Source organism: Rhizobium sp. CC1099, assembly GCF_029714385.1.
In the GTDB taxonomy this organism is placed as follows: Bacteria; Pseudomonadota; Alphaproteobacteria; order Rhizobiales; family Rhizobiaceae; genus Rhizobium.
Genome location: NZ_CP121643.1, coordinates 16781 through 36776, shown reverse-complemented (window position 1 = coordinate 36776; position 19996 = coordinate 16781). Strand labels below are relative to the sequence as shown.

Sequence of the window (19996 nt, the reverse complement as noted above, 5' to 3'; positions counted from 1 at the left end):
CGAGGCAGCGCAAGAATGGATCGTCCCCCGAGACTAGCTGAGCGCGTACGGACGGTGAGCTGAGACCGCTCCGAGCGGTGCAGGGCGTCCGGTGACCCGATCGTTTCGGATCCCAGTTTGAGCATGAAGCATGGTGATTGTTGAGACGACGCTGCCGGGTGCATGGTTGTCTTCGCGGTCGACATGAGTCGCCGCATGATGGAGTAGACTGCGCCCCCTGTGGGGGACAGGGTCGCCTTGGTCAGCGCCACCGCGAGGCGGACCCCGATCGAAGGCCGCCCGCTTCTCGCCCGTGGCGGCCTTGACCAGCAAGAACTCGGGCTCGCCGTGACTGCTCCGGCGGTAGGCGAAGGTGTACTCGCTCGGCCGAAAAGTCACTTCGGGGAGATTGACCGAGAGCCGGCGATAGCGGTCGTTGGTCGTGAGCGCCCGCCCGAAGTCGGTCACCGCCAGCGGCGGCTCCGCAGGCGCCGGGGCGTTCGGCAGCGCCTGCGCGCCCGCCGCTCCCGCCTCAACGAACAGCGCGAGCGTTAAAGCTCCGATCTTCAACATGGCCATTTGCCTCCATTCAGTTTTGTCAATTGCCGCGTCCTGGATCTACGCTCCTCAAAAGCCGGTGTGCAGCAGGGTTCAAGCCTTGAGGAGCCTGCGGCTGCCTTGTTGCGCAACCGCCGCGCCCGGACCTGATGCCTTGACGAGTTTCCGGACATTTCAGGAACTGGCCAAATTGGACCGATTGCAAAGTTGGTATGGACTTTCCGCCCTCACCTTTACTCGTATGAACGGTAGCAAATTCCAGGCGCAGCAGTCTGGCCCCGCATTGTCATCGACGTGAACGCGCATCTGGATCGGCATGGGGATGATCAGTGGAGAACATTGGTATCACTTGACTCGGCGTAGATATCGGGTTCACGAGGTTTGTGGATTACCCGAAGCATTAATCGTGCCAAAGAAGAAACTCTTGTAAACACAACGCGGTCGGTCGAAACCGCTATGTCGCATGTCTAACATCGTCGGACATCGGATAAGGTGAACATTGAGACGCGGCTACCCGCGTCTCCAAAAACGGCCTCGGGGAGCGCCTGCGTATCGCTATCGCGAGAGCGCTCTATGGCGAGCCTGCCATTCTCGTTCTGAACGAGGCGAGCTCGGCACTCGAAGAGGTTCTTCCTCACTTTCTGTGATTCAGCGGCAGCATTCTCGACCTCATCAGTTTCTGGCCCAGCTCTGCCATACATGGCTCACTTCAGCGTCTTGAGACGGTTGATCTGCCCCTCTGCCTGTCCGTTGTTACAGGGTAGTTCGACTGAATTTTTGACCGCATCGATATCCCGGCGCAAAATGCGGGCGAAACGATGATTGCGGTGAGATCAGCGCCGAAGGCGGCGCTTTCGGCGATGACGGTGAAGACCGACTGCAAGGATGCACGGGCGATCGCGCAACTGCTCCGCATGGGGTGGTATCGCCGGTTCACGCCAAATCGTCGCCGGCCCAGGATACTCGGGCTCTCCTGGTTGGCCGCAAGCTTCTGCAATCCAAGCTGCTCGACGTCGAGCTCAGCCTGCGCGCCTATGGATTAAAGGTCGGCGAAGTCAGCCGAGGGCGTTTCGAGGCGCGCATCCGCGAACTGATTGCAGGGCATGCGATATTGTCGATGGTGATTGACGCGATGCTGACGCGGGCGACGCGCTTTTCCAGTCTAAAGCGCTGGGCGCTCGATGTGGCTAGGCGTCGCGGGATGAAGCGCGCAAAGGTTGCCCTTGCACGCAAACTGGGTTTCGTTCTTCACCGCATGTGAATGGATGCGACGGGCATTCGCTGGAGCGCAAACCCTATGGCGGCATGAAGAGAGCTACGTGGTTGACGTAGGCAAGTATAAGGCTTGCGTCTGATGAGGTCCCGTCGCGGGACGCAGGCTTGACAAGGTCGTGTGTAGTGCACTCAATGATCTCAGAGGCTTAGCATTGCGTGTAATTTGGTGAGTGTAACACGGAGAACGCAGAAGAAAACTGTCGCCCCGCGCATTCCCGATCTTGGTTATTTCAGACCGAGCCTCTTGCGCAGTTCGGCATTTTCCGCTCGCAACTTTTCCGCCAATAGCTTGCGGAGCCTCTGGTTTTCCTCTTCGAGCTGCACAAGATCTGCCAACTCATCGCCGACCGGTACGGGCTTGGTGCCCCTAGTGTCCTTTCGCACTCCTCTTGTTCCGCCCCCTCTCAGTCGCAGCTCTTGCGAAAGTCACGCGCGCGGGAAAAATTTTAATGCGAACCGATGCCGAGGCTGAATCGGCCTATTTCAAATCTTACTCAAGCCTAGCCGCGCCCGAACGTCAAATCCGCTTCGCGGTGCTGTACCGAGGTCAACCGCCGGCGGATACAATCGATGCTCTAGCACCCGACAGTTCCTCTCGGGATGGTCGAAATTTATTCGGTTGCGGGCAAACACCTAAAACGAGAGGGATCATGGTTTGCTCTCGCGAGTGAATGGCATTCAACCAAGATCTGGGCATGGACCATCCTCTCGCTTATCGCTGGTCTGCTCACATTAGCGGCTTTGACCACGGGCCTGTGGATGATGCTTTCTAGCCAGCCCGTTTTTTCCGATCTCATCTCGGGACCGACTGCACTCTTCGAAGCGCTTATCTTGGCGTTAGGGACAAATGCTCTCATACAGGACCTGCGAGCTTACGCCCAAGCCTATCATTTGATTGCGTCAAAACCGCCTTCCACGTGAGTGGGGCAGCGCTCAGGGTCCGATCTTGCTGCGGATATAATTCAAGAGCGCCTCCCCGGCCGCTTGAAGAGATGGCCAGGCTGTTGTCAGAAAGGCAAGGATGAGGGCACCCAGTATTGCCAGCTGGACAGCACGCCAGATGAAGGTCAGGTTGTCGATGACCGGCTTTTGTTCAGCGAGCTTCTGGTTCATGTTGGCCTCAAGCTCGCGCATCTTCACGGCGAGCGCCTGAAGAGAGAAAATTTCCTGGCTCATGCCGCGAACGAGGTCGTTGCTAATGTCGGTGTTGCCTTTGCCCTCGAAAACGTAGGGTATCTCAGAAGCGCGATCGAGCTCCGCGAACCAGATTTTAAAAAGATTGTCGCCTTCGCATATCTGGATGGGAGAAGGGCTCGCGTTATAAACCGAATAGACCAGCTTACCCTTGTAACCGGGATCGACATGAAATCCCGAAACGTTGATCAACCCTTCAAACTTAATCCTGGTCCGCATCGAAATGAACGCCATAGCGTTGGGCGGCACGCTGATCGAATCCTTGGAGACGAGGAAGGCGAATTGACCTGGTGGGATGGTAAATGCCTCCCCCTCTTTAAGCTTGAGCTTCTTGGCTTCCTTGACGACGGAGCCGTCCGCCGTGCGGAAGTAGGAATCGCCCATCCGAAGATTGTAGGCATTCACATCAATCTGCTTCTCGTCGAAATCAACGACAACCGAAGGGTTTGCTTTCAGTTTTTCCCCACTCCAGAAGCTCATCAATCAATCCGCAATGTAAAACTGCCGGATCGCCAGCTCTTTGCGGCGATGATTTATACCTTCCTCCAGATTGAAGTGCCGTTCGTTTGCCGAGGTGACTACCCAGGAAAGAACATCTTCGTTGGCGGTGCGGGCGATTGTCAGGAATTCCTCAAGGTGATCGATTTTCTCGCAGGCGTCAGCAAAGCGTCCGGCCGCGTCAGCAAAATTGCGCAACGGGTCGACCTGATCGTTAAAAGCTTTTATCTCCTTCGGCTGCAGGTGCTGGTGCAACACATTGGCAGCGCTGAGGCACACAAGCGCGGCATCGACCATGGTTCGCTCGAAAGTCTTTGTTTCGTCCGCACCGCGAGCGACACGGCCGACATATTTTGCAAAATGCAGGCCATAATGTTTCAACCGATCGGTTTTCGGCAAGCACCAAATGTCGGAGTGGTTCCGCTGGTCGTGGCGGAATTGCTCTTGCTGCAAGCGAAGCAGGTCCTCTGCGGATAGCGTTGTCACGAGCGTCTCAGTCCTTCGCTGTTGGTGGAAGATCTATAACCTTGCCTCGGGGGCCAGACAACAATAGTGCTTTCATCATTTGGGTCAGTATGCGATCTTCCACTGGAAATGTGTATTTGTTGCCGCAATGCAAGCCAAAAATGCCGCCCTCCCTCGTTCAGGCTGAGGACGCTGTTGCGAGCCGCCCGAAAAAATGGTGTCACATCGATGCTCACCTCTCCGTCAGGCGATTCGAGATGGATACCACGATAAAAAACACCAACGATTTCATCGAGAAATTGAGCAACCTGCGTTTTGAGGCCGTTTTCAATCCGTATCGGGACCGTTGCGGAGAATTCGACAATGCCGATGCGCCTGCCATCCGGCGCGCGAATTTGCGGCTTGTTATTGAAGCGGCCCAGACGAAAGGCGTTGCCTCGCTCTGGATAGCGCGCGACCTTGGGTATCGCGGAGGCCGCAGGACCGGCTTGGCGCTCACCGACGAATTGCATCTTGAAGCGCATAGCGAGCTCTATGGCTCGTTGCCTCTTGCCCGAGCCACCCACGGGCCGGCCCTGGCGGAACGGACCGCAACCGTCATCTGGGACGTTTTGAGCGTCGTCGGTCAGCCGATCTTTCTTTGGAACGTGTTTCCGCTCCATCCGCATGAGCAGGGCGACGCGATGTCGAACCGTTGTCATACCCGCGCCGAGCGGCATGCATGCCGCCCATTCCTTGCATGGTTGTTGCAGACGCTGCGGCCGCGCAGCGTGATTGCGATCGGGCGTGACGCGCAGTCCGCGCTCTCGGAACTCGACATTATCTCGCAACAGGTCCGGCATCCGAGTTACGGTGGCCAAACTGAATTCGTGTCTGGGATGTATCATCATTATGGTCTCTCGAGCCCGGTTCCAAGACAAGCAAGTCTTCCATTCTAGTCTGCTACCGGTTGCTGATCCGGTTCCAGAAGCGCAGCACACGCCTGATGGCATCGTAAACTTAACGGATGAAAGGCCAGCGAAAGACGCCATCCGCAGATATCTCTCATGCTCGGGCAATTTTCGCCCACAGGCTCATCGCCGCCTTGCGCAGTTCGCGATGGTGGCCGGAGGAGATGTCGTGGCGCGGGATTTGAAATAGGTTGGGATCGGATCATGGATGGAGACGAAGCGTTGTAGATGTCGCTGTGACTTGAAGCGCTTCATGATCCGCTCTCGCCGCCGGACTGGTTGGTGAGAATTCTCCGCCCGATTATTCAACCCTTTGTGGGAGCGATGCTCTACACCCGGCATGATCTCTCGCTTTGCTGCGCCGTAGGACTGCAGCTTGTCGGTGATCATCGCACGCGGCGACCGTCCCTGACCCTTCAAGAGCTTGCGCATCAGGCGCTTGGCGGCCTTTGCATTTCGGCGGCTTTGTACGAGAACCTCCAAGACGAAACCGTCCTGATCAACTGCGCGCCACAGCCAATGCTTCTTGCCGCGGATTGAAACAACGGCTTCATCGAGATGCCACTTGTCCCCAAGCCGACCGGATGATCGACGACGGATCTCGTTGGCAAAGGTGCGGCCGAATTTCTCCGCCCACAGCCGGACGGTCTGGTGCGAGACAATGATCCCACCGGCAGCCAGCAAGTCCTCGACCATTCGCAGGCTCAGAGGGAAACGGAAATAGAGCCACACGGCGTGGGCAATAACTTTAGCGGGAAAGCGATGTCGGCGATAGAGTGGATCACGGTCTGTCATGAACCTTCATCGCACATCGAATTCCACATTCCGTTAAGTTGACGATGCCTTTCCGAAAGTCCCCGTGCTTTTGTTCGCGCTTTCCTGCCACCGAAGCCACCCTAGGTCGAAAAGCTTGATTAGCGAAAGCGCGGACGGCGTTTATCGCTGAAGAACTCTAGAATCAGGCCAGCCGGGATGATCCATGCTGTGTGCCTCTTCGGATTCAGGTCTGGAGGACTTCTCCATCAACCGATCAGCTCTTGCAGCTGACACCGAACCTTCTTTGGCGCGCGCTTTGAACCTACCGTTCTTATTGCCGTCGAGTACACTGTCGAACTCGAACAACCAATACTGGTAGCCCAAAGAAACGTCAAGTACATAAGAGCGCGGTGGCTTCTGTTACCTCACGTTGCTTGAAATGAGTAGAACTTTAGACCGGTTGTTTCGCACCCTCGGAGCCATTAGTTCATCGAATACCTCGGGCGACGCGGGGAATGTCACTGCCACAGCCGCTCGTTCAAACCTCAAATTCCGTATCAGTCAAAACATATCGTTTTGTTGCGAAGTGACCCCCGCCCGAACGCCTACATCTATGACAGCAGTTCGATCTGGGCGATTTGCTTTGATCATCCAACTGTGAGAGCAGACACGTTATCGTCGGCCGACGCGCATGTGTAGAAGCTTTGTTCAGGATCAAATTACGACGTCATTGATATCGCTGATCCAACGGGTTTGCCGGGTCGATTCTAGCGTCCCCTGCGCATCGAAAGGCCGGACTGCGGAAAAATCGAGCCCAGTCTCGGCTTCAATGGCAGCAATCGTCGTCTGGATCCGACGCTTGCGCATCTGATCGACGGTGTAGGGCTTCAGTCCTGAAAACACCTTCGCCTCATACAGCGCCTGCACATACTGCGTCTGCCCAACAATGAACGCTGCGGCCGCGACCTTGGCCGGGGACTTCTGAAGCACGGCGATCTTCCAAAACGACAACGGGACTTTCCAAGGACCACCCTTTCGGTCTTTGCCGTAAAGGGGATCATTTTCCCGAAAGATCGGGCCTGTGAAAATGGTCAGCCGCTTGTCTGTGCTTTGGGCTTTGTCGAGCAGGTAATCTTCGAGATTGCCCCAGTCGATGTCATTGTAGGTTTGAACCTGTGGAGCCGCATTCGTGTAGTGGAACGTACCCTCTGCGCCCATCTGTGACTCGACCAGTGCCTGGTCCTTGTCGGCTGCGCTGCTCCAGCAGGGGTCGAGCAGCCGAACCTGGTGCCCGCGACTGAATTGCACAGGGTCTTTTCCCTTGTTCCTTTCGTAGAATTCTCCATCCGGCTGGTATTCTGCGGCGATCCGCGCATCGCGCCGCCACGTATCCTTGCGTGGGCCGGGATGAACCAGCTTGTTGCCGTCGATATTGACGGCGGTCAGCAGTGGAAACTTCCTGTCCGCTCGGATCACGGATGTGAAATGATGATACGCCAGCTCGTGCCCGGACCCATCCAGCAGTGGCGCAATCTGGTTTTGGGCCAGCCATGGTGCGTAGATGTCGGGGAGATCGATCCGCGCGCTGAGGAAGAGCGGATCATATCCGGTGACGCCGGCCCAACGCTTGAGCGCCAGCGGCCTCCGGTCCGCTTCAAGCAGAGTGTCTCCCTGGATGCCGCCTTGAGACAGCGACGGCAGCCCAAGCGAGTTATCGAGCCGGTCCAGCACAAGGCCTGCCTGTGGCTGTTCGAAGCGCTGTTGTTCGAGCAGGCCGAAGATCGCACTGATGCGGACGCCTTCATTGGCGATCCAGACTGGCTTTCCTTCGGGCCTCCCTGGTTTTTTCGGTTCGGGTACTGCCTTGTGATGCAGGGCCAGCACCTGCCATTGATCGTTGAGTACCGGAGCGCCGGAGGAGCCCGGCTCCGTATCTGTGGAGTAGTGGATGAAATGATCAAGATTGACGTCGGGCGCCGCATGCGGATCGAGGATAATGATCTGGCTTGCTCGAATGGCAATCTGCTTCGGCTCGCTGTTCGGATGTTGGATGATGGTCACCCACTCGCCATCGATCGCCTTACCGGAAAGCGGGATCAGCGGTAGCCGGCCATAACGGTCGATCGGTACGCCCTCATCCGACAAAGGCGTGACCGCGACGAAGGTGATGTCGAGTTCCGCGTTGGTGTAAAAAATCTCGTGCGGACGCAGATTAAACCTGACGCCCTCGCGCAACACGCCATCGATATCGTGCTCATAACCGAATTCGGCTTCGCACTGGCTGGCTTCGTCAGCGTTACCGAGGACATGGTGGTTGGTCAGCAATAGGCGTGGCCCGACGAGAAACCCCGTTCCATACCAGGCGCCGCCATCGCTCGGCACCTTGATCCGGCACACTGCCGCGGCCGCCCGCCGCCCGCGATCAAGGAAATTGATCGACATAAGGTCGCTTTGGCCGATGATCCGCTCGAAACCGTTCGGATCGCTACGCCGGGGTTCAAGAAAATTCTGGCGAGCGGAAAAACGACTATCGGCTTCAGCGCGGGTCCGCCTCAAGTCGCGCTCTTCAGCCGGGACATAATTGGATTCGGCGAGCGCAACCTTTTCCACCTCTATGGAAAGCGCCGCGGACTGAGTGGCAACGATGTCCTTCTCGCCATCTGACGCTTCCCGATCCTTTTCCATGCCATGGTCTTCAATCTTGAAAGCAGCAGTTTAGCTTTGGCGGTCATCTTCTGGGGGCGAAGAGATGGCGACACGCGGCCCCTTGTCGTGCAAATGATTGAAGCATATTTCACGCTGAACGCGAAAGCGCTTTTTTACTGTCGTGTCGTCCTGTAGGACGGCAATCTTCTTCGCTTGATTTGACAGCTTTATAAATTGTCGCACAAAACAAGTATTTCAGATGGTTTTAGCTTGTGAGTCCGCGAATAAAATGAAACAGATACTGCACGCCTGACGCGAAGATCGCTATCGGCCTCGAGGGGGACCAGCGGACCATGCGGCAGCAGGAGGTTTGCGGCGACCTCGTCGAGCCGGAGGGGCAGGTATGACACAATCGCTTGTAACAAGTGCGATCCCGTTCGGTGTCGAAAGGGCCGACCATGTCGATGCAAAACTCAAGAAATTCCGCCCTCAGCTGTTCGGCAAAGAAGGGCTCATCCGCAGCGCCCTTCGCGACCAGGGTGTGCATTTCATGTCGATCACCGTTGTTCGTGGCGATGTTGGAGAGCCGACGCATCTGGTTTTCGAAATGTCGGTCGACGGAGAGCCGCAACACGCCTTCGACACCGTCGGCACCAAGCTGGCAGCATTCGTCAGCGACATCCTATCGGTGGCCGCAATTCAATCGACAGGCTCGCTCAGCCAGCTTCTCGCATCGCACCATGTCCGCACCGGCCAGGACCTGTTCGATGTCCCAGGGCTCGACTTCTGCGGCACGCCCGGGATGACAGTGGCGCGGATCAAGCGCGAATATCAGCTCGCCCGCGAACTCCGCTCCCATTTCGACACTCACCCGGCCGCCGGCGCCCCGCTAGCCACCGTTGCGCGCGTACGGGATTTAGTCAAAGCCAATGCCGACCTGGCGCCGCTGCTGAGCCCCGAACCATTTCCCCGCCTTGCCGCCGAAGGGCCGTCCCGCCTTGATTTCGGCTTCGTACTGTCTCTTGTCTTCGGGGGACTGCTCAAGTTTTTCTGGCCGGTTCTTTGTTTGCTCGGGCTTTCGGTTATTGCCGCGACGATCGCGGCTGGGCTTTCACAAGGCTTCGCGGTCGGAGTGATCGCCTTCTTCCTCTCGACCATCATCGCCACGGTGGCCATACTGGCGGTCGTTGTGAGTGTTTACCTTGGCCTGCGCCGGCGCGAGGCCGCCAATACGCCGGTCGACACCTTGGTCAATCCGGATGTGATGGCTTCGCTGACCGAGGCCGAAAATCTCAAGGACACGCAGCAGAACCATCTTGCCGGCATTTCGATCATGCAGGCCGGGCTGTTGCGCGGCCTGACGCTCAGGATAGCCTTCTGGGTGATCGGGCAGATGGCAACGAGGCGCTTTCGGCCCGGATTTCTCGGCGATATCAGCACGATCCACTATGCCCGCTGGCTGCGACTGCCGAAGACCAACAAGCTCCTGTTTTTCTCGAACTACGGTGGTAGCTGGGAAAGCTATCTGGAGGATTTCATCACCAAGGCGTCAGGTGGCCTCACCGCCGCCTGGAGTAATACCATCGGTTTCCCACGCACCGAAAACCTGTTCTTCAAGGGAGCGACAGATGGCGACCGTTTCAAGCGCTGGGCGCGCCGCCAGCAGCAACCGACATGGTTCTGGTACAGCGCCTATCCGCACCTGACGACCGCGCGCATTCGCACCAACGCCGCAATCCGCCAGGGACTTGGCACGGTATCGACTGAAGATGAAGCCGCGGCGTGGCTCGGACTGTTCGGCTCAAAGGTAAGACCGGCCACGTTGATCGAGACCTTCGAGGTCCAGACGCTTCTTTACGGCGGCTTGAGCAAACACCCCTATGCGACATGCCTCGCGATTAGGTTATCCGACGACTCCAAGCAAGCATGTGCCTGGCTGAAATCGATCGAGGATCAGATCACCTTTGGAGATCAGCCACCCGCCGACAAGGTTTTGATCTGCGCGCTGACGGCAGGCGGCCTGGGACGGTTGGGCTTGCCCTCGGATGTCCAGGATGCCTTCCCGACCGCATTTCGTTTGGGCATGGGTTCGCCCGGTCGGGCCAATCTTCTTGCCGATACCGGCGACGACCAGGCTGCGCAATGGCTATGGGGCGGTCCGGAGAACGCGGTCGATGCCGCGCTGCTCATTTATGCAGACTCTGAACCTACTCTTGCCTCATACGTCGGGGAATTGATCTCAGGAATCGATGCCGCCGGCGCACGGGTCACGCATCGGGTCACACCGACGCCGCTGCCACAGCCAGGGCCGGGTGAAACGGCATCACAGACGGTCCGAGAGCCGTTTGGCTTCGCCGACGGAATTTCCCAACCGATCATCAAGGGAACCCGGCGGTGGATGCGCCAGTCGGACACCATCCATGCGGTCGAGCCGGGGGAGTTCTTGCTCGGCTATCCCGACACGCGTGGCTTCTTTCCACCGTCGCCGCAGGTGCCGGCTGCGATGGACCCCGGCAATCTTTTGCCGCTCGCCGAGCCTACGCACTCGCGTGGCGCACTCCAGCCTGATTTTGGCAGCAGCAGCACTGCCGCTGCGCGCGACCTCGGACGGAACGGCACGTTCCTGGTCATCCGTCAACTTGCGCAATATGTCGATGTCTTCAATGATTATGTGAGCGACGCGGCGAAACGCTACGCCGACCATCCGGCAGTGCCCGATCAACTCGACCCGGAGCTTTTGCCGGAATGGATCGGCGCCAAGATGATTGGTCGTTGGAAGGATGGCTCCTCGCTGGTGCGCTATCCGCATGGTCCGGGGACCAGAAAGCAGAATGGGGGGCAATTTCGGCCCGACAACGATTTCCTCCCTGGCGCCGAGGATCCGCTCGGCGAGCGCTGTCCCCTCGGCGCGCATATTCGCCGCTCCAATCCTCGCGATAGTCTGGCCCCGGCCTCAAAGGATGAACTGTCAATCGTCAATCGTCATCGCATCCTGCGTGTGGGGCGAGGCTTTGACGCAGTTGGCGCCAATGATCCTGAGGAACAAAAACCCGGCCTTCTCTTCATGTGCCTCAATGCCGACATCGAACGCCAATTCGAATTCGTTCAGCAGACCTGGGCCACGGCTTGGCAGTTTCACGGATTGGAAAACGAGGTCGACCCCATCACTGGCCGTGGGGGCGGCATGGGACGGCTGACGATACCGTCACCGCGCGGCCCGCTGAACCTAACCGGAATAAAGGATTTCGTGCGGATGCGCGGGGGAGCTTACCTGTTCATGCCGAGCAGGAGCGCGGTCCGGTTTCTCGCTCGACTTGGCAGCAATTAGCGTCCGCTCAAACGCTCGAAAGCAGGTGGAGCTTGCCGCGGCAGAAAGGTGGACAGCAGGCGTCATGGATGACATGCGCTTCGCTGATAGAAATAGGCGCGCACCGCGGGACTATACATGAACCCGGAGGGGAAAATGCTGACACGTTCGATATGCATGATGCTGATCTCGATGGTCTTAGCGATGCCGGCAGTAGCGGCGGAATTGACGCTCGGCAATTGGAACATTCAAACACTGGTCTACCCAGGCGACCCCATGACCGTCTTTCCCGATGACCATATCCGCTCCAGCCAAGACTATGCCGACCTTAAACACTGGCGTGATGCGGTATCCGCAAACGTGATGTTTCTTCAAGAGGTAACCAGCCCGGCTGCGCTGGACGCAGTCTTTCCGGTGGCCGAGGGCTGGGAGCATTGCATCAGCGGCCAGTTCGCGGAGGCCGAGGGACAAACCATCGCTCCAGTTTGTACCAAGAGCGGCACGACCGCCGTCAAACCGAAGACCGCGACGCGCGTACAATATCCGGCAGTGGCCTTGCGGCCGAACTCAGAGCTGAAGATTATCTCCGCAGCAGACTACAAGCCACTCGATGTCACCTTTGACGACAACGGAACGATCCGCCGGATCCGATGGGGCCTGGACGTCACGATCCAGTCGCCGGGCGGGTCGGCACTGCGGGTCCTCGATGTTCATCTCAAGAGCGGCTGCTTCGACGACTTCATAAGTTTCAGGCTGTGGAACACCGATCCGGCAACCGGACAGCCAGCCAGCCGGGCATGTGATACTATCGGACAGCAGATGTATCCGCTTCGCAAATGGATCGAGGCGCGCGAAGCCGCGGGCGAAGCGTGGATGATTGTCGGGGACTTCAACCGTCGCCTCGACGCGCAGCCCGGCGCGATCCCTGACGAAGTCTGGATTGCACTGAGCGGCTACAGCGCCGACAAGACCGGTCATGACCGGGACCCGCGTTCCGACATTCAACTCTACCGGCAGCCTTATGAAAACATGTCGACATGCTGGCGCGAGTTTCGGCAGCCGAACCCGTCCGGTATCGCTAACCCCGACGCCTATAACATTCTCCCCATCGAGTTCTTTATCTATGGCACCCGGGCCGCAAGCATGATCGTACCGGAATCGGAAAAGCAATTTCCCTGGCCCAACCCGACGCCGGCCGACAAGATGCGTCTTTCCGACCATTGCCCGAGCAGTTTAACCATCAAGATGAACTAGGAGGACGGGCCATGAACAGCCGATGGATCTGCGCACTGGCCCTGATGCTGGTGATGGCTGGAGGCCGACAGGCGAACGCGGCGTCACCGACGATCCGCGACGAGTTCGATGCCACGAGCGTTTCCGATAATTGGTTTTCATGCAGCCGGGACGAAAACAGTTTCTCCTTTGGCAAATTGGCAGGTGACGCCAGAACTGCCGCAACGCAGGTCGTAAGAGCCCTGCCGCAGAACAACGTGCTGGCCTTTGCCTGGCGCCCAAAAGGATGCGCCCGAGAGGATGGTTCCTATGACCGCGATGGTAGCGAACGCTCCGAACTATGGGAAGCCCAGAAAATCCTGGCGCAGATCGGGACCGATATTTGGTACCGGTTTGATATGTTCATCGACGACAGCATAACGCCGACCACCGGGCGATTCGTCATCGGCCAGTGGAAGCAAACTAATTCTCCGAAGGACGCTCCTGTCCTCGCGCAGCGTTTCAACGGCCGCGCCTTTACCGTCTCCCTCGAGCAGGATAATGCTGATCCGAACCGCGACCCGAAGAATGTCCTATGCCGCGTCTTCATCGCCTCGCAAGACACTGCCCCGGTCGAACCAGGATTCGGCACCCCACATACGCTCGTCAAGCCGGCGCAGGTCTTCTCCTTGATGAAGACCCAGACGCTGTCGGTCGGACACGACACCGACGATCTCGCCCATGGACCAGCACCGTTGTCGCTCCCGGGGTTGACCGGCTGTGCGCAAGGGTTGTCGGTTACCCGCTACAATTCGCTGCCCGATCCGTTCGGGAAATGGACCACGATGGTCTACCACCTGCGACTGGTTTCGGATCAAACAGGTCTGATCGAAATCTGGGCCGACGGGAAAAAAATCTCCAAGACCGAGGGCACCATTGGATTTAAGCCGTTTCTGGCAAAGGAGAGCCAGTATTTCAAATTCGGGTCGTATCGCAACCACGCTGAGTTCGAAACCGTGACGCGCCTCGATCACTTCATCCGCAGCGAGCGGAAGGAGGATGTCGATCCCGATGGCACGTTAGCGCCGCCCTGACCGACGACGCGCTGGCGCAGGATCGCCAGGCCGTATCAACGAAATAGAGCGGATCCACAAGCCCAATCGACGGAGAGTTAGCATGGATGAGCGAAGGTTGACGGCAATGGCCATACTGAACAAACCTGGATGGCCCGGTCATCCGAACTCTGGCGAATTTTTCTCGTCACTTCCGTGCTGCTGGCCCTACCGTCATCTGCAAAGGCCGGAAATGCCCTCGAGAATGCGATCGAGAAAGCCCAGCCTTGCCAGGCGCTAAAGGTGAAGACGGGGTTGTTCACCATCGGCGTCGACCACTTCGAGAAAGTTGAAATCGAAGAACTCGCCATCGACGTGAAGAGGGATGTTGCGACAGCAAGAGCCATAGGTTCTCTGACTTGCCGGACATCGGACGCCGTGGCACTGAAAGGCAACGTTTCGGCCCGATTTAGTTTCGACGCGGAAATTGACCTCGCCACCTGCGCGATGAACCGCCGGGAGATCAAGCTTCTTTCTGCCGGCGGGACATTCGGCGACATCGTGAAGGCGCTCGGCGAGCAGATTTCTCAATCACTTGGCGACGGTCTGTCCAACGAGGCGAAAAAATTGTGCCAGTAGCACGCGCAACAACAAGAGGGAGTGCTGTCAATGGGAGAAACATCCGCGGGAGATGCCGGAACGTTTCTGAAGGATCCGGTCGTCCGACTTGCCCTCATTACTCTGGCGGGCCTTATTCTGGCTCTATGGATCGCACGCGCGCCGACGAGCTACACCGGCGAGCTCCCCTTGATCGGCGACTATGTTCCTCTCAAGTTGAATGCCGTGTACTTCATCATTCTTGGTCCCATGCTTGCATCGTTGGTCGCGGGAGCGATGTGGTTCCAAGCGGCCCGCGCCGGGCAAGTGCAATCTGACAACGTGCCATCTGGAAACGTCGGTCACGATGGAATCGCGCTCTCGATCGTCTTTGCCCTTATCGTTCTCGCATCTGCTGCCCTCTCGCTGCAGTATTTCCTTACCTTGGCGCCGGCGGAGCTGTGCCCAACACGACCGCATTACGACTTCCTCTGGACGAACGTCTCTGGACCGACGCGCATCACACATTGCATGAGTCGCACCGAGGAAATAAACAAGGAAGCGCCTTATTATTTCGAACCGCAGATCCTCCAATCATGGGGACATGTCCTATGGCCTGTCCTGACTACGTGTCTGCTCATCGGAACATGGCGTTCATGGCGCAGAACTACGGCCATGTAAGCGCAAGTGCTCGCCTTGAAAGGGTTCGAACCATCGACCCGCGCGTTGCTTCGCTAAGCGATTGAAAACCCGATCGCTTGATTTAGCGTAGCGTTGGCGGCAGCGTAACCCTCCAATATGGGCTACCGGCCCATTTCGCGCCTAGTGCGATACTTGGGGAGCCTATCCTAGTGCCGCCTAGGTTGGCCGTGAGTTCAAGCGACACTTCTGCCGTTTAACGGCGGCGAAAGCAGGCAAATGGGCGTGACAACACATCTGGTGGCGCCACAGACGCTAAACCGGATCTCAGCGTGCGCGATCGCCGTGACGAGCCAATGAGTATGCTCAACTCTAAGCTGCAGAATTTAACGATTCGCGATTAGATCATGACGGCTACCATGTATCGAGCAGGCTACAAGCTGGCGACGTTAAATCGACCAAGCGAAACAGGTGGTAGCTGCCATTTTGCTGCACGTCTCTCCGCGCATAGGCCTTGGGAACCCGAGCTTTGACCTGAACCCTTCGATCAGCGCAAGCAAAAAGGGCCGCAGCGATAGCCTGAACTTTGGGACCACCCGCAAACACGCTTATGACAGCCCTCTCGCCAACTTTCATCGCATATTCCTCGAAGGCTTTGAGGTATGCCTCGATTGAGAAGGACCCAAGTCTGCGGACTTCCTCGTCGCCCAGTCTGTACATTTCAGTAATTTTTGCAACCTGCTGGTTGAGAAGCGTATCGAGATGTGCGTGACGGCTGCTCTGGGGTACAAGAACCGCTACCCTTTCGGGGCTGAATTCGTCCACCAGACCGTAAAACATGTCGGCGTCGCCGCCGATGCCTACGATGAGAAATTTTTCCTCCCCCATGCCCCCGCTACCATTGAGCAATGGAACTGTTTCGTATCGGTCAACGACGCTGGAAAACTCCGCCGATCCGGACGGAGGTGCGTAGGAGCCCTCTGCATATCCGAAATCCACTGCGGGAAATGCGCCCATGCTGCCAAATCCGAATGCCACCAACCACTGAATATAGACGCGCGGCATTGTAGAACAATCGATAAATACCCGTCTCAGACTTCCATGGTAGGTTCCGATCTGCCTAGCGAGTTCGGTGAGGGTGTGGCCGAGCGTGTTGATATTTTTAAGGAATTCCGTAGACGGAGCCAGCTTTATCTCGGTAAGCGCAACGTCCCATTTCTTAGCGAGGTCGAGAAGCTTTTTACGGTTGGCTTCAATGGCCGGGTCACCCGTATCCGCGAGTTCAAAATCCAGAACCAAGATGCGCTTGATATTCAGCGCCACGTGGGATTCCAGCGCCAAAAACCGCGATTCCCATCCCAGCGCAAATATCGCGATGTCGGCCGTGACCTTTTCGAGGTCTTCGCCACCAGTCAGCAGTTTATGACCGACAGCTATGTTGCCGCAGACGCTATACCCACCGGTCATCATTGGTCTCTTACCTCAAACAGCGAGCCTTGGCGCAAACCCAAGTCATCTGCAGGCGGGAAGAGCTCGTCGAGTACGCTGTCGGCCCATTCTTCCGCAGTCTGGCTCCGATTGAGCAATAGCTCGACAACCCTCCCAGCAGGCAAAACATTCACTACATAAGGACCGCGATAGGAAAACTGAAAGTGTGGTGCGAACCGACGGTGAAGGCGTACAGTGATTTCGTTTGCTTCTGGGTTGTGCTCAGCCGCCTCGAGTTTCCCTTTTTCGGAGACCTCTCGAATGAAGCCGTCTTTCTCCGCACGCCTCAGAATTTCATCGATCTTCGTTCCGATCGGGTCGAGACCCATGGCCAAGGCCCGCATCTCCGCTCGGTTGATACGGAAGAGGCCGCGCTCTGTCGTTGTCGCCGCCTGTCGCTCTATGACATCGGTTTGAAGGCGAGACGTCAATCGTCCTAGAGCGCGAACCATCCTCACGCTTTCTTCTTCAAAGGGCTGGGAAAGCGACTGGAGACCCTGTAGCTTCTTCTCGGAAGCCGCGGTTACCGCACTTCGTTGTTTCTCCAGGCTCACCGAATGGTCCGAATTGATGAATTCCAGGAGACGCTTGGGTGACGTGCCGGAGACTTCCTCCGAATAAATTGCGCCCATTATGTCCAGAAAGTCGCGGATGCAGAGATCGCTCAGCTGGATAATCATCTGGTGGCCGACATACGGATATTCGTGGAGGCGAAGGATCCTGCAAGCCTCCAAGAACGCCCATCCCTGCTTTCGTGCAATTACGCGTTTCAGCAAAACCGTATCAACGCGACGTTCTGGTTTTGGCCGGACGTCTTCCGACAGCTGAGCGAGCGCCAGTCCTTCAACGTACAGTCCGGCCTTCGAGTTGAGTGGGAATTGCTCCCTCTCGGCTTTGGTGACATGCAATTCAAAGAAATGCCGCGCCTCCTCGGCAATCCTGACCAGCCGTTGCCTGCCTTCTGACGATCCGGATTCGATCACCCGCTCGATGATCTGATTCACCGACATTTTGCCAAGGCGGTTCCTTAGTGAAAAAGCGGTCAGGGGATCATTACGACGGAGTTGGTCCTTCATGGCCTCCGGAAGCGCGTAAAAGAGCCTAAGCGACGCGACATTCTGACAAAGAGTGGCGAACTCGCTGTCCGTGGCGGAGTCCAGGTTTTCGACATCCCGATCAGCGCTCGATAGCGACTGCCCCGGAATTATCGTCCTGATCGTGTCATATATCCCGCCGATGAAGGCGAGGACCCATTTGACCTCACCTCGCGTCTTACGGACGATCGTGTTGAGGAACTGCTGCTGTAACGGCGTCAATGCCTCGCAATCGTCGATCATGATCTTGAACTGGAGCGGCTGGTCGCTTGCGAAAGCCGGCCCGGATATTAACGGGGAAATCGTCTTCACGACCTTGTTAATCAACGATCCCGGGTCAGTGGCGAAGAACATCTCGCGTGCTTTCTCGCTCCCGATGAAGAAAGCGTTGAAGCAATTGTCTATATAACGAGAGACCAACCTCCTAAGCTCGCCAAGCCCAAAAAAATCTTGACGCCCGCTAATCTCGAGAAAGTGCAGCGCTTCGCGATGTATTTCCAACGCGGCGTCGCGATCCTCCGTTCCGGTGTAGGCAAGGTTTCCCTCTTCTCTGAGTGCGGACACCGTTTCCAGGAAGCGTTCGATGATTTTAAGCTCGAGATAGTGCGAGAAGATAACGAACTGCCGATTTTTGACCGCCTCGGGATCAAGCCTAATCGGACCGGGGATCAGCGCCAGCGCAGCGTTGTCGATTAGAGGGGAAAAGGTCTCGTTAAGCTGGAAGAATACCCCATACCACGGCAGGATGCCGACCTGTTTGGCGAGGTTGGCATCTTCGAGGATGTGGATGGTGGACAACGACCTAAGAATACTTGTCTTGCCGCTTCCCCGCGTGCCGGAGACAAATACAGGCTTTTTCGCCGTAGATATTTCGCGCGATTTTTGACTGAACCACAGGACCGGCCGGCTCTCGTATTCGATACGATTAGGGCCAAATGGATTTTGCATTTATTTGCCCTTCAGCTGGATACGCCAACTCTTGTTCGGCTTGTTTAGGTCATCGATTTCAATTAGATGCGACGCGTGCAGCATGATGAGAGCGTCTTCCAGTGCCTCGCCCTCGAAATCTGAGCCAGCCAAATGCTGGACTTCGTTCCAGAACAGCAGGTCTCCGCTCCGCTCTTCCTTATGCTGTCTCAGCCGGCGAAAGAGATCGAAAGTCCTGCTGTCGATGCTCGCGCGCGAGGGCGATAGCGTCGAGATGAAACAATGCGCGGCCTCCACCAGAGTGCCATCCTCAGACTTGGCACGATGGGGTATCAGACGGATACCAACAAGGTCGTCTTGTTCGCTCAAATAGAATACGATCTCATTGAACCCATCCTTGATCTCCGGAGCCGAAATGAGGATGAGTTTACTGTCCGGAATTCGAGGATCGCTCACGACCTCCACCGGGTCCTGATGGATATGGCCGTGAAGATATACGATCGGTCGATTGAGGCTGAGCATCTGACTTCTAACAAAACCCGCGTTTAGCATTTCCCCGTAAGGCGAAATACGTGGTATTTTTTGGGGAAGGAGATTGTGGTGTCCGACAAGCACACCAAATGTGGCGTTTCCCTCATCCAGCGTCCTTTGCACGGCATCCAACATTTGCGGCATCACATATGGCGTGTCGAGTTGACCGTAGTACTGTTCCACGAGCTTGGCAGGGGGTACGGTGGGAGCGGCCGAAGGGTCGATGTCCGTTCCTGAAAAACTGCCAAGGTCGAGTGCTGCCGTGTGCGTGTTGGCAGCCTGGAGTTTGTCCCGTAGAAACTCCGGCAGATTATGCAATTCCCAACTTCCGACGGCGGTGTTTAGAAGGGTCAAATCAAGGGAGCAGTCCTTGCCAGTTAGCTTGACCTGGACCGGTTGTTCGGAGGGGACCTTTTCCCAGCGATACTTTGCGGCCAGCTGGGCCATGGCGCGAAATTTCTCCAAGCGGCCCAGGTCTCGGGCGTCCGCTCGATTGACGTCATGATTTCCCGGAACAAACAGGAGTGGTGTCTCGATTTCCTTTCCATTGCGCCGACACAGCAACGTAAAATGTCGAAAAACCCCTTCGAGATACTCTGATCGCCCAGCCGTCGTGAAATCGCCGACGAAGACGACACCATGACAGCTTGGCCCTGTTGACAATTGGCCGATCTTTCGAAGGATCGCCGGGAACGATGAACGGCGAAGACCGTCCGTGATTCCGGGTGCGAACTGGCGATCCTTTGCGTCGAGATTGCTTTGGTGCAGCCGCCAACCCGGATAGTGGATGTCGCCAATTTGAAGAATTCGAACCCGCCGCATCAAGCA

13 protein-coding genes and 4 pseudogenes are annotated in these 19996 nt (G+C 57.0%); 8 read left to right on the top strand and 9 right to left on the bottom strand.

Translation table 11 applies throughout. From position 1 onward, the window contains the following. Nucleotides 1-33: 33 nt before the first annotated feature. Together QA644_RS33585 and QA644_RS33580 are read right to left on the bottom strand one after the other, a co-directional pair. Nucleotides 34-552, bottom strand: coding sequence for a hypothetical protein (locus QA644_RS33585; protein ID WP_283074242.1), 519 nt, complete (start codon nt 550-552; stop codon nt 34-36). 619 nt (nt 553-1171) lie between these two features. Further along, nucleotides 1172-1355, bottom strand: a pseudogene (locus tag QA644_RS33580) (ISL3 family transposase); the annotation flags it as partial. Between the two features lie 24 nt (nt 1356-1379). On the opposite strand from QA644_RS33580, the pseudogene QA644_RS33575 reads away from it, so the two are divergent. Then, nucleotides 1380-1798 (top strand): annotated as a pseudogene (locus tag QA644_RS33575) (hypothetical protein); the annotation flags it as partial. A 239-nt stretch (nt 1799-2037) separates the two neighbouring features. Here QA644_RS33575 and QA644_RS33570 read toward each other — a convergent pair. Together QA644_RS33570 and QA644_RS33565 are read right to left on the bottom strand one after the other, a co-directional pair. Next, a pseudogene (locus tag QA644_RS33570) lies at nt 2038-2193 on the bottom strand (transcriptional regulator); the annotation flags it as partial. A gap of 552 nt (nt 2194-2745) precedes the next feature. Further along, nucleotides 2746-3390, bottom strand: coding sequence for a hypothetical protein (locus tag QA644_RS33565; protein ID WP_283074360.1), 645 nt, complete (start codon nt 3388-3390; stop codon nt 2746-2748). Here QA644_RS33565 and QA644_RS33560 point away from each other — a divergent pair. Then, nucleotides 3289-3981, top strand: a complete 693-nt coding sequence (locus QA644_RS33560) for a hypothetical protein (protein ID WP_283074370.1) — start codon at nt 3289-3291, stop codon at nt 3979-3981. The two genes, QA644_RS33565 and QA644_RS33560, sit on opposite strands and share 102 nt — an antisense overlap. A gap of 50 nt (nt 3982-4031) precedes the next feature. Then, nucleotides 4032-4907 carry a uracil-DNA glycosylase gene (locus tag QA644_RS33555; RefSeq protein ID WP_283074241.1) on the top strand — a complete coding sequence of 292 codons (876 nt, stop codon included), beginning with the start codon at nt 4032-4034 and terminating at the stop codon, nt 4905-4907. Nucleotides 4908-5013: 106 nt separating this feature from the next. On the opposite strand, the pseudogene QA644_RS33550 reads toward QA644_RS33555, so the two are convergent. Together QA644_RS33550 and QA644_RS33545 are read right to left on the bottom strand one after the other, a co-directional pair. Beyond that, nucleotides 5014-5714, bottom strand: a pseudogene (locus QA644_RS33550) (IS6 family transposase). 675 nt (nt 5715-6389) lie between these two features. Next, nucleotides 6390-8360 (bottom strand): DNA/RNA non-specific endonuclease, encoded by a 1971-nt coding sequence (locus QA644_RS33545; protein WP_283074240.1) that lies wholly within the window; start codon nt 8358-8360, stop codon nt 6390-6392. Nucleotides 8361-8724: 364 nt separating this feature from the next. Here QA644_RS33545 and QA644_RS33540 point away from each other — a divergent pair, with 364 nt between their 5' ends. The 5 genes from QA644_RS33540 (at nt 8725) to QA644_RS33520 (ending at nt 15170) form a co-directional block, all read left to right on the top strand. Next, a complete protein-coding gene (locus QA644_RS33540; protein ID WP_283074239.1) occupies nt 8725-11649 on the top strand; it encodes a hypothetical protein in 2925 nt (974 codons plus the stop codon). Nucleotides 11650-11808: 159 nt separating this feature from the next. Further along, nucleotides 11809-12882, top strand: a complete 1074-nt coding sequence (locus QA644_RS33535; protein ID WP_283074238.1) for a hypothetical protein — start codon at nt 11809-11811, stop codon at nt 12880-12882. Between the two features lie 11 nt (nt 12883-12893). Then, nucleotides 12894-13934, top strand: a complete 1041-nt coding sequence (locus tag QA644_RS33530; RefSeq protein ID WP_283074237.1) for a heparin lyase I family protein — start codon at nt 12894-12896, stop codon at nt 13932-13934. Nucleotides 13935-14207: 273 nt separating this feature from the next. Continuing rightward, a complete protein-coding gene (locus QA644_RS33525) occupies nt 14208-14531 on the top strand; it encodes a hypothetical protein (RefSeq protein WP_283074236.1) in 324 nt (107 codons plus the stop codon). Between the two features lie 30 nt (nt 14532-14561). After that, on the top strand, nt 14562-15170 hold the full coding sequence (locus QA644_RS33520) for a hypothetical protein (RefSeq protein WP_283074235.1): 609 nt from the start codon (nt 14562-14564) through the stop codon (nt 15168-15170). 372 nt (nt 15171-15542) lie between these two features. Here QA644_RS33520 and QA644_RS33515 read toward each other — a convergent pair whose 3' ends face one another. The 3 genes from QA644_RS33515 to QA644_RS33505 are packed head-to-tail and all read right to left on the bottom strand — an operon-like array spanning nt 15543 to nt 19990. Beyond that, nucleotides 15543-16595, bottom strand: a complete 1053-nt coding sequence (locus tag QA644_RS33515) for a hypothetical protein (protein WP_283074234.1) — start codon at nt 16593-16595, stop codon at nt 15543-15545. Then, a complete protein-coding gene (locus QA644_RS33510) occupies nt 16595-18658 on the bottom strand; it encodes a hypothetical protein (protein WP_283074233.1) in 2064 nt (687 codons plus the stop codon). Before QA644_RS33510 ends, QA644_RS33515 begins: the two co-directional genes overlap by 1 nt. Beyond that, the gene (locus tag QA644_RS33505; protein ID WP_283074359.1) at nt 18659-19990 is read right to left on the bottom strand and encodes a metallophosphoesterase; all 1332 of its coding nucleotides are present in this window, start codon (nt 19988-19990) and stop codon (nt 18659-18661) included. Between the last annotated feature and the right edge of the window lie 6 nt (nt 19991-19996).

Coding starts and splice junctions, on each gene's coding strand:
- QA644_RS33585 (WP_283074242.1), bottom strand. CDS start 552: ATGTTGAAGATCGGAGCTTTAACGCTCGCGCTGTTCGTTGAGGCGGGA.
- QA644_RS33565 (WP_283074360.1), bottom strand. CDS start 3,390: ATGGGCGATTCCTACTTCCGCACGGCGGACGGCTCCGTCGTCAAGGAA.
- QA644_RS33545 (WP_283074240.1), bottom strand. CDS start 8,360: ATGGAAAAGGATCGGGAAGCGTCAGATGGCGAGAAGGACATCGTTGCC.
- QA644_RS33540 (WP_283074239.1), top strand. CDS start 8,725: ATGACACAATCGCTTGTAACAAGTGCGATCCCGTTCGGTGTCGAAAGG.
- QA644_RS33535 (WP_283074238.1), top strand. CDS start 11,809: ATGCTGATCTCGATGGTCTTAGCGATGCCGGCAGTAGCGGCGGAATTG.
- QA644_RS33530 (WP_283074237.1), top strand. CDS start 12,894: ATGAACAGCCGATGGATCTGCGCACTGGCCCTGATGCTGGTGATGGCT.
- QA644_RS33520 (WP_283074235.1), top strand. CDS start 14,562: ATGGGAGAAACATCCGCGGGAGATGCCGGAACGTTTCTGAAGGATCCG.
- QA644_RS33515 (WP_283074234.1), bottom strand. CDS start 16,595: ATGACCGGTGGGTATAGCGTCTGCGGCAACATAGCTGTCGGTCATAAA.
- QA644_RS33510 (WP_283074233.1), bottom strand. CDS start 18,658: ATGCAAAATCCATTTGGCCCTAATCGTATCGAATACGAGAGCCGGCCG.
- QA644_RS33505 (WP_283074359.1), bottom strand. CDS start 19,990: ATGCGGCGGGTTCGAATTCTTCAAATTGGCGACATCCACTATCCGGGT.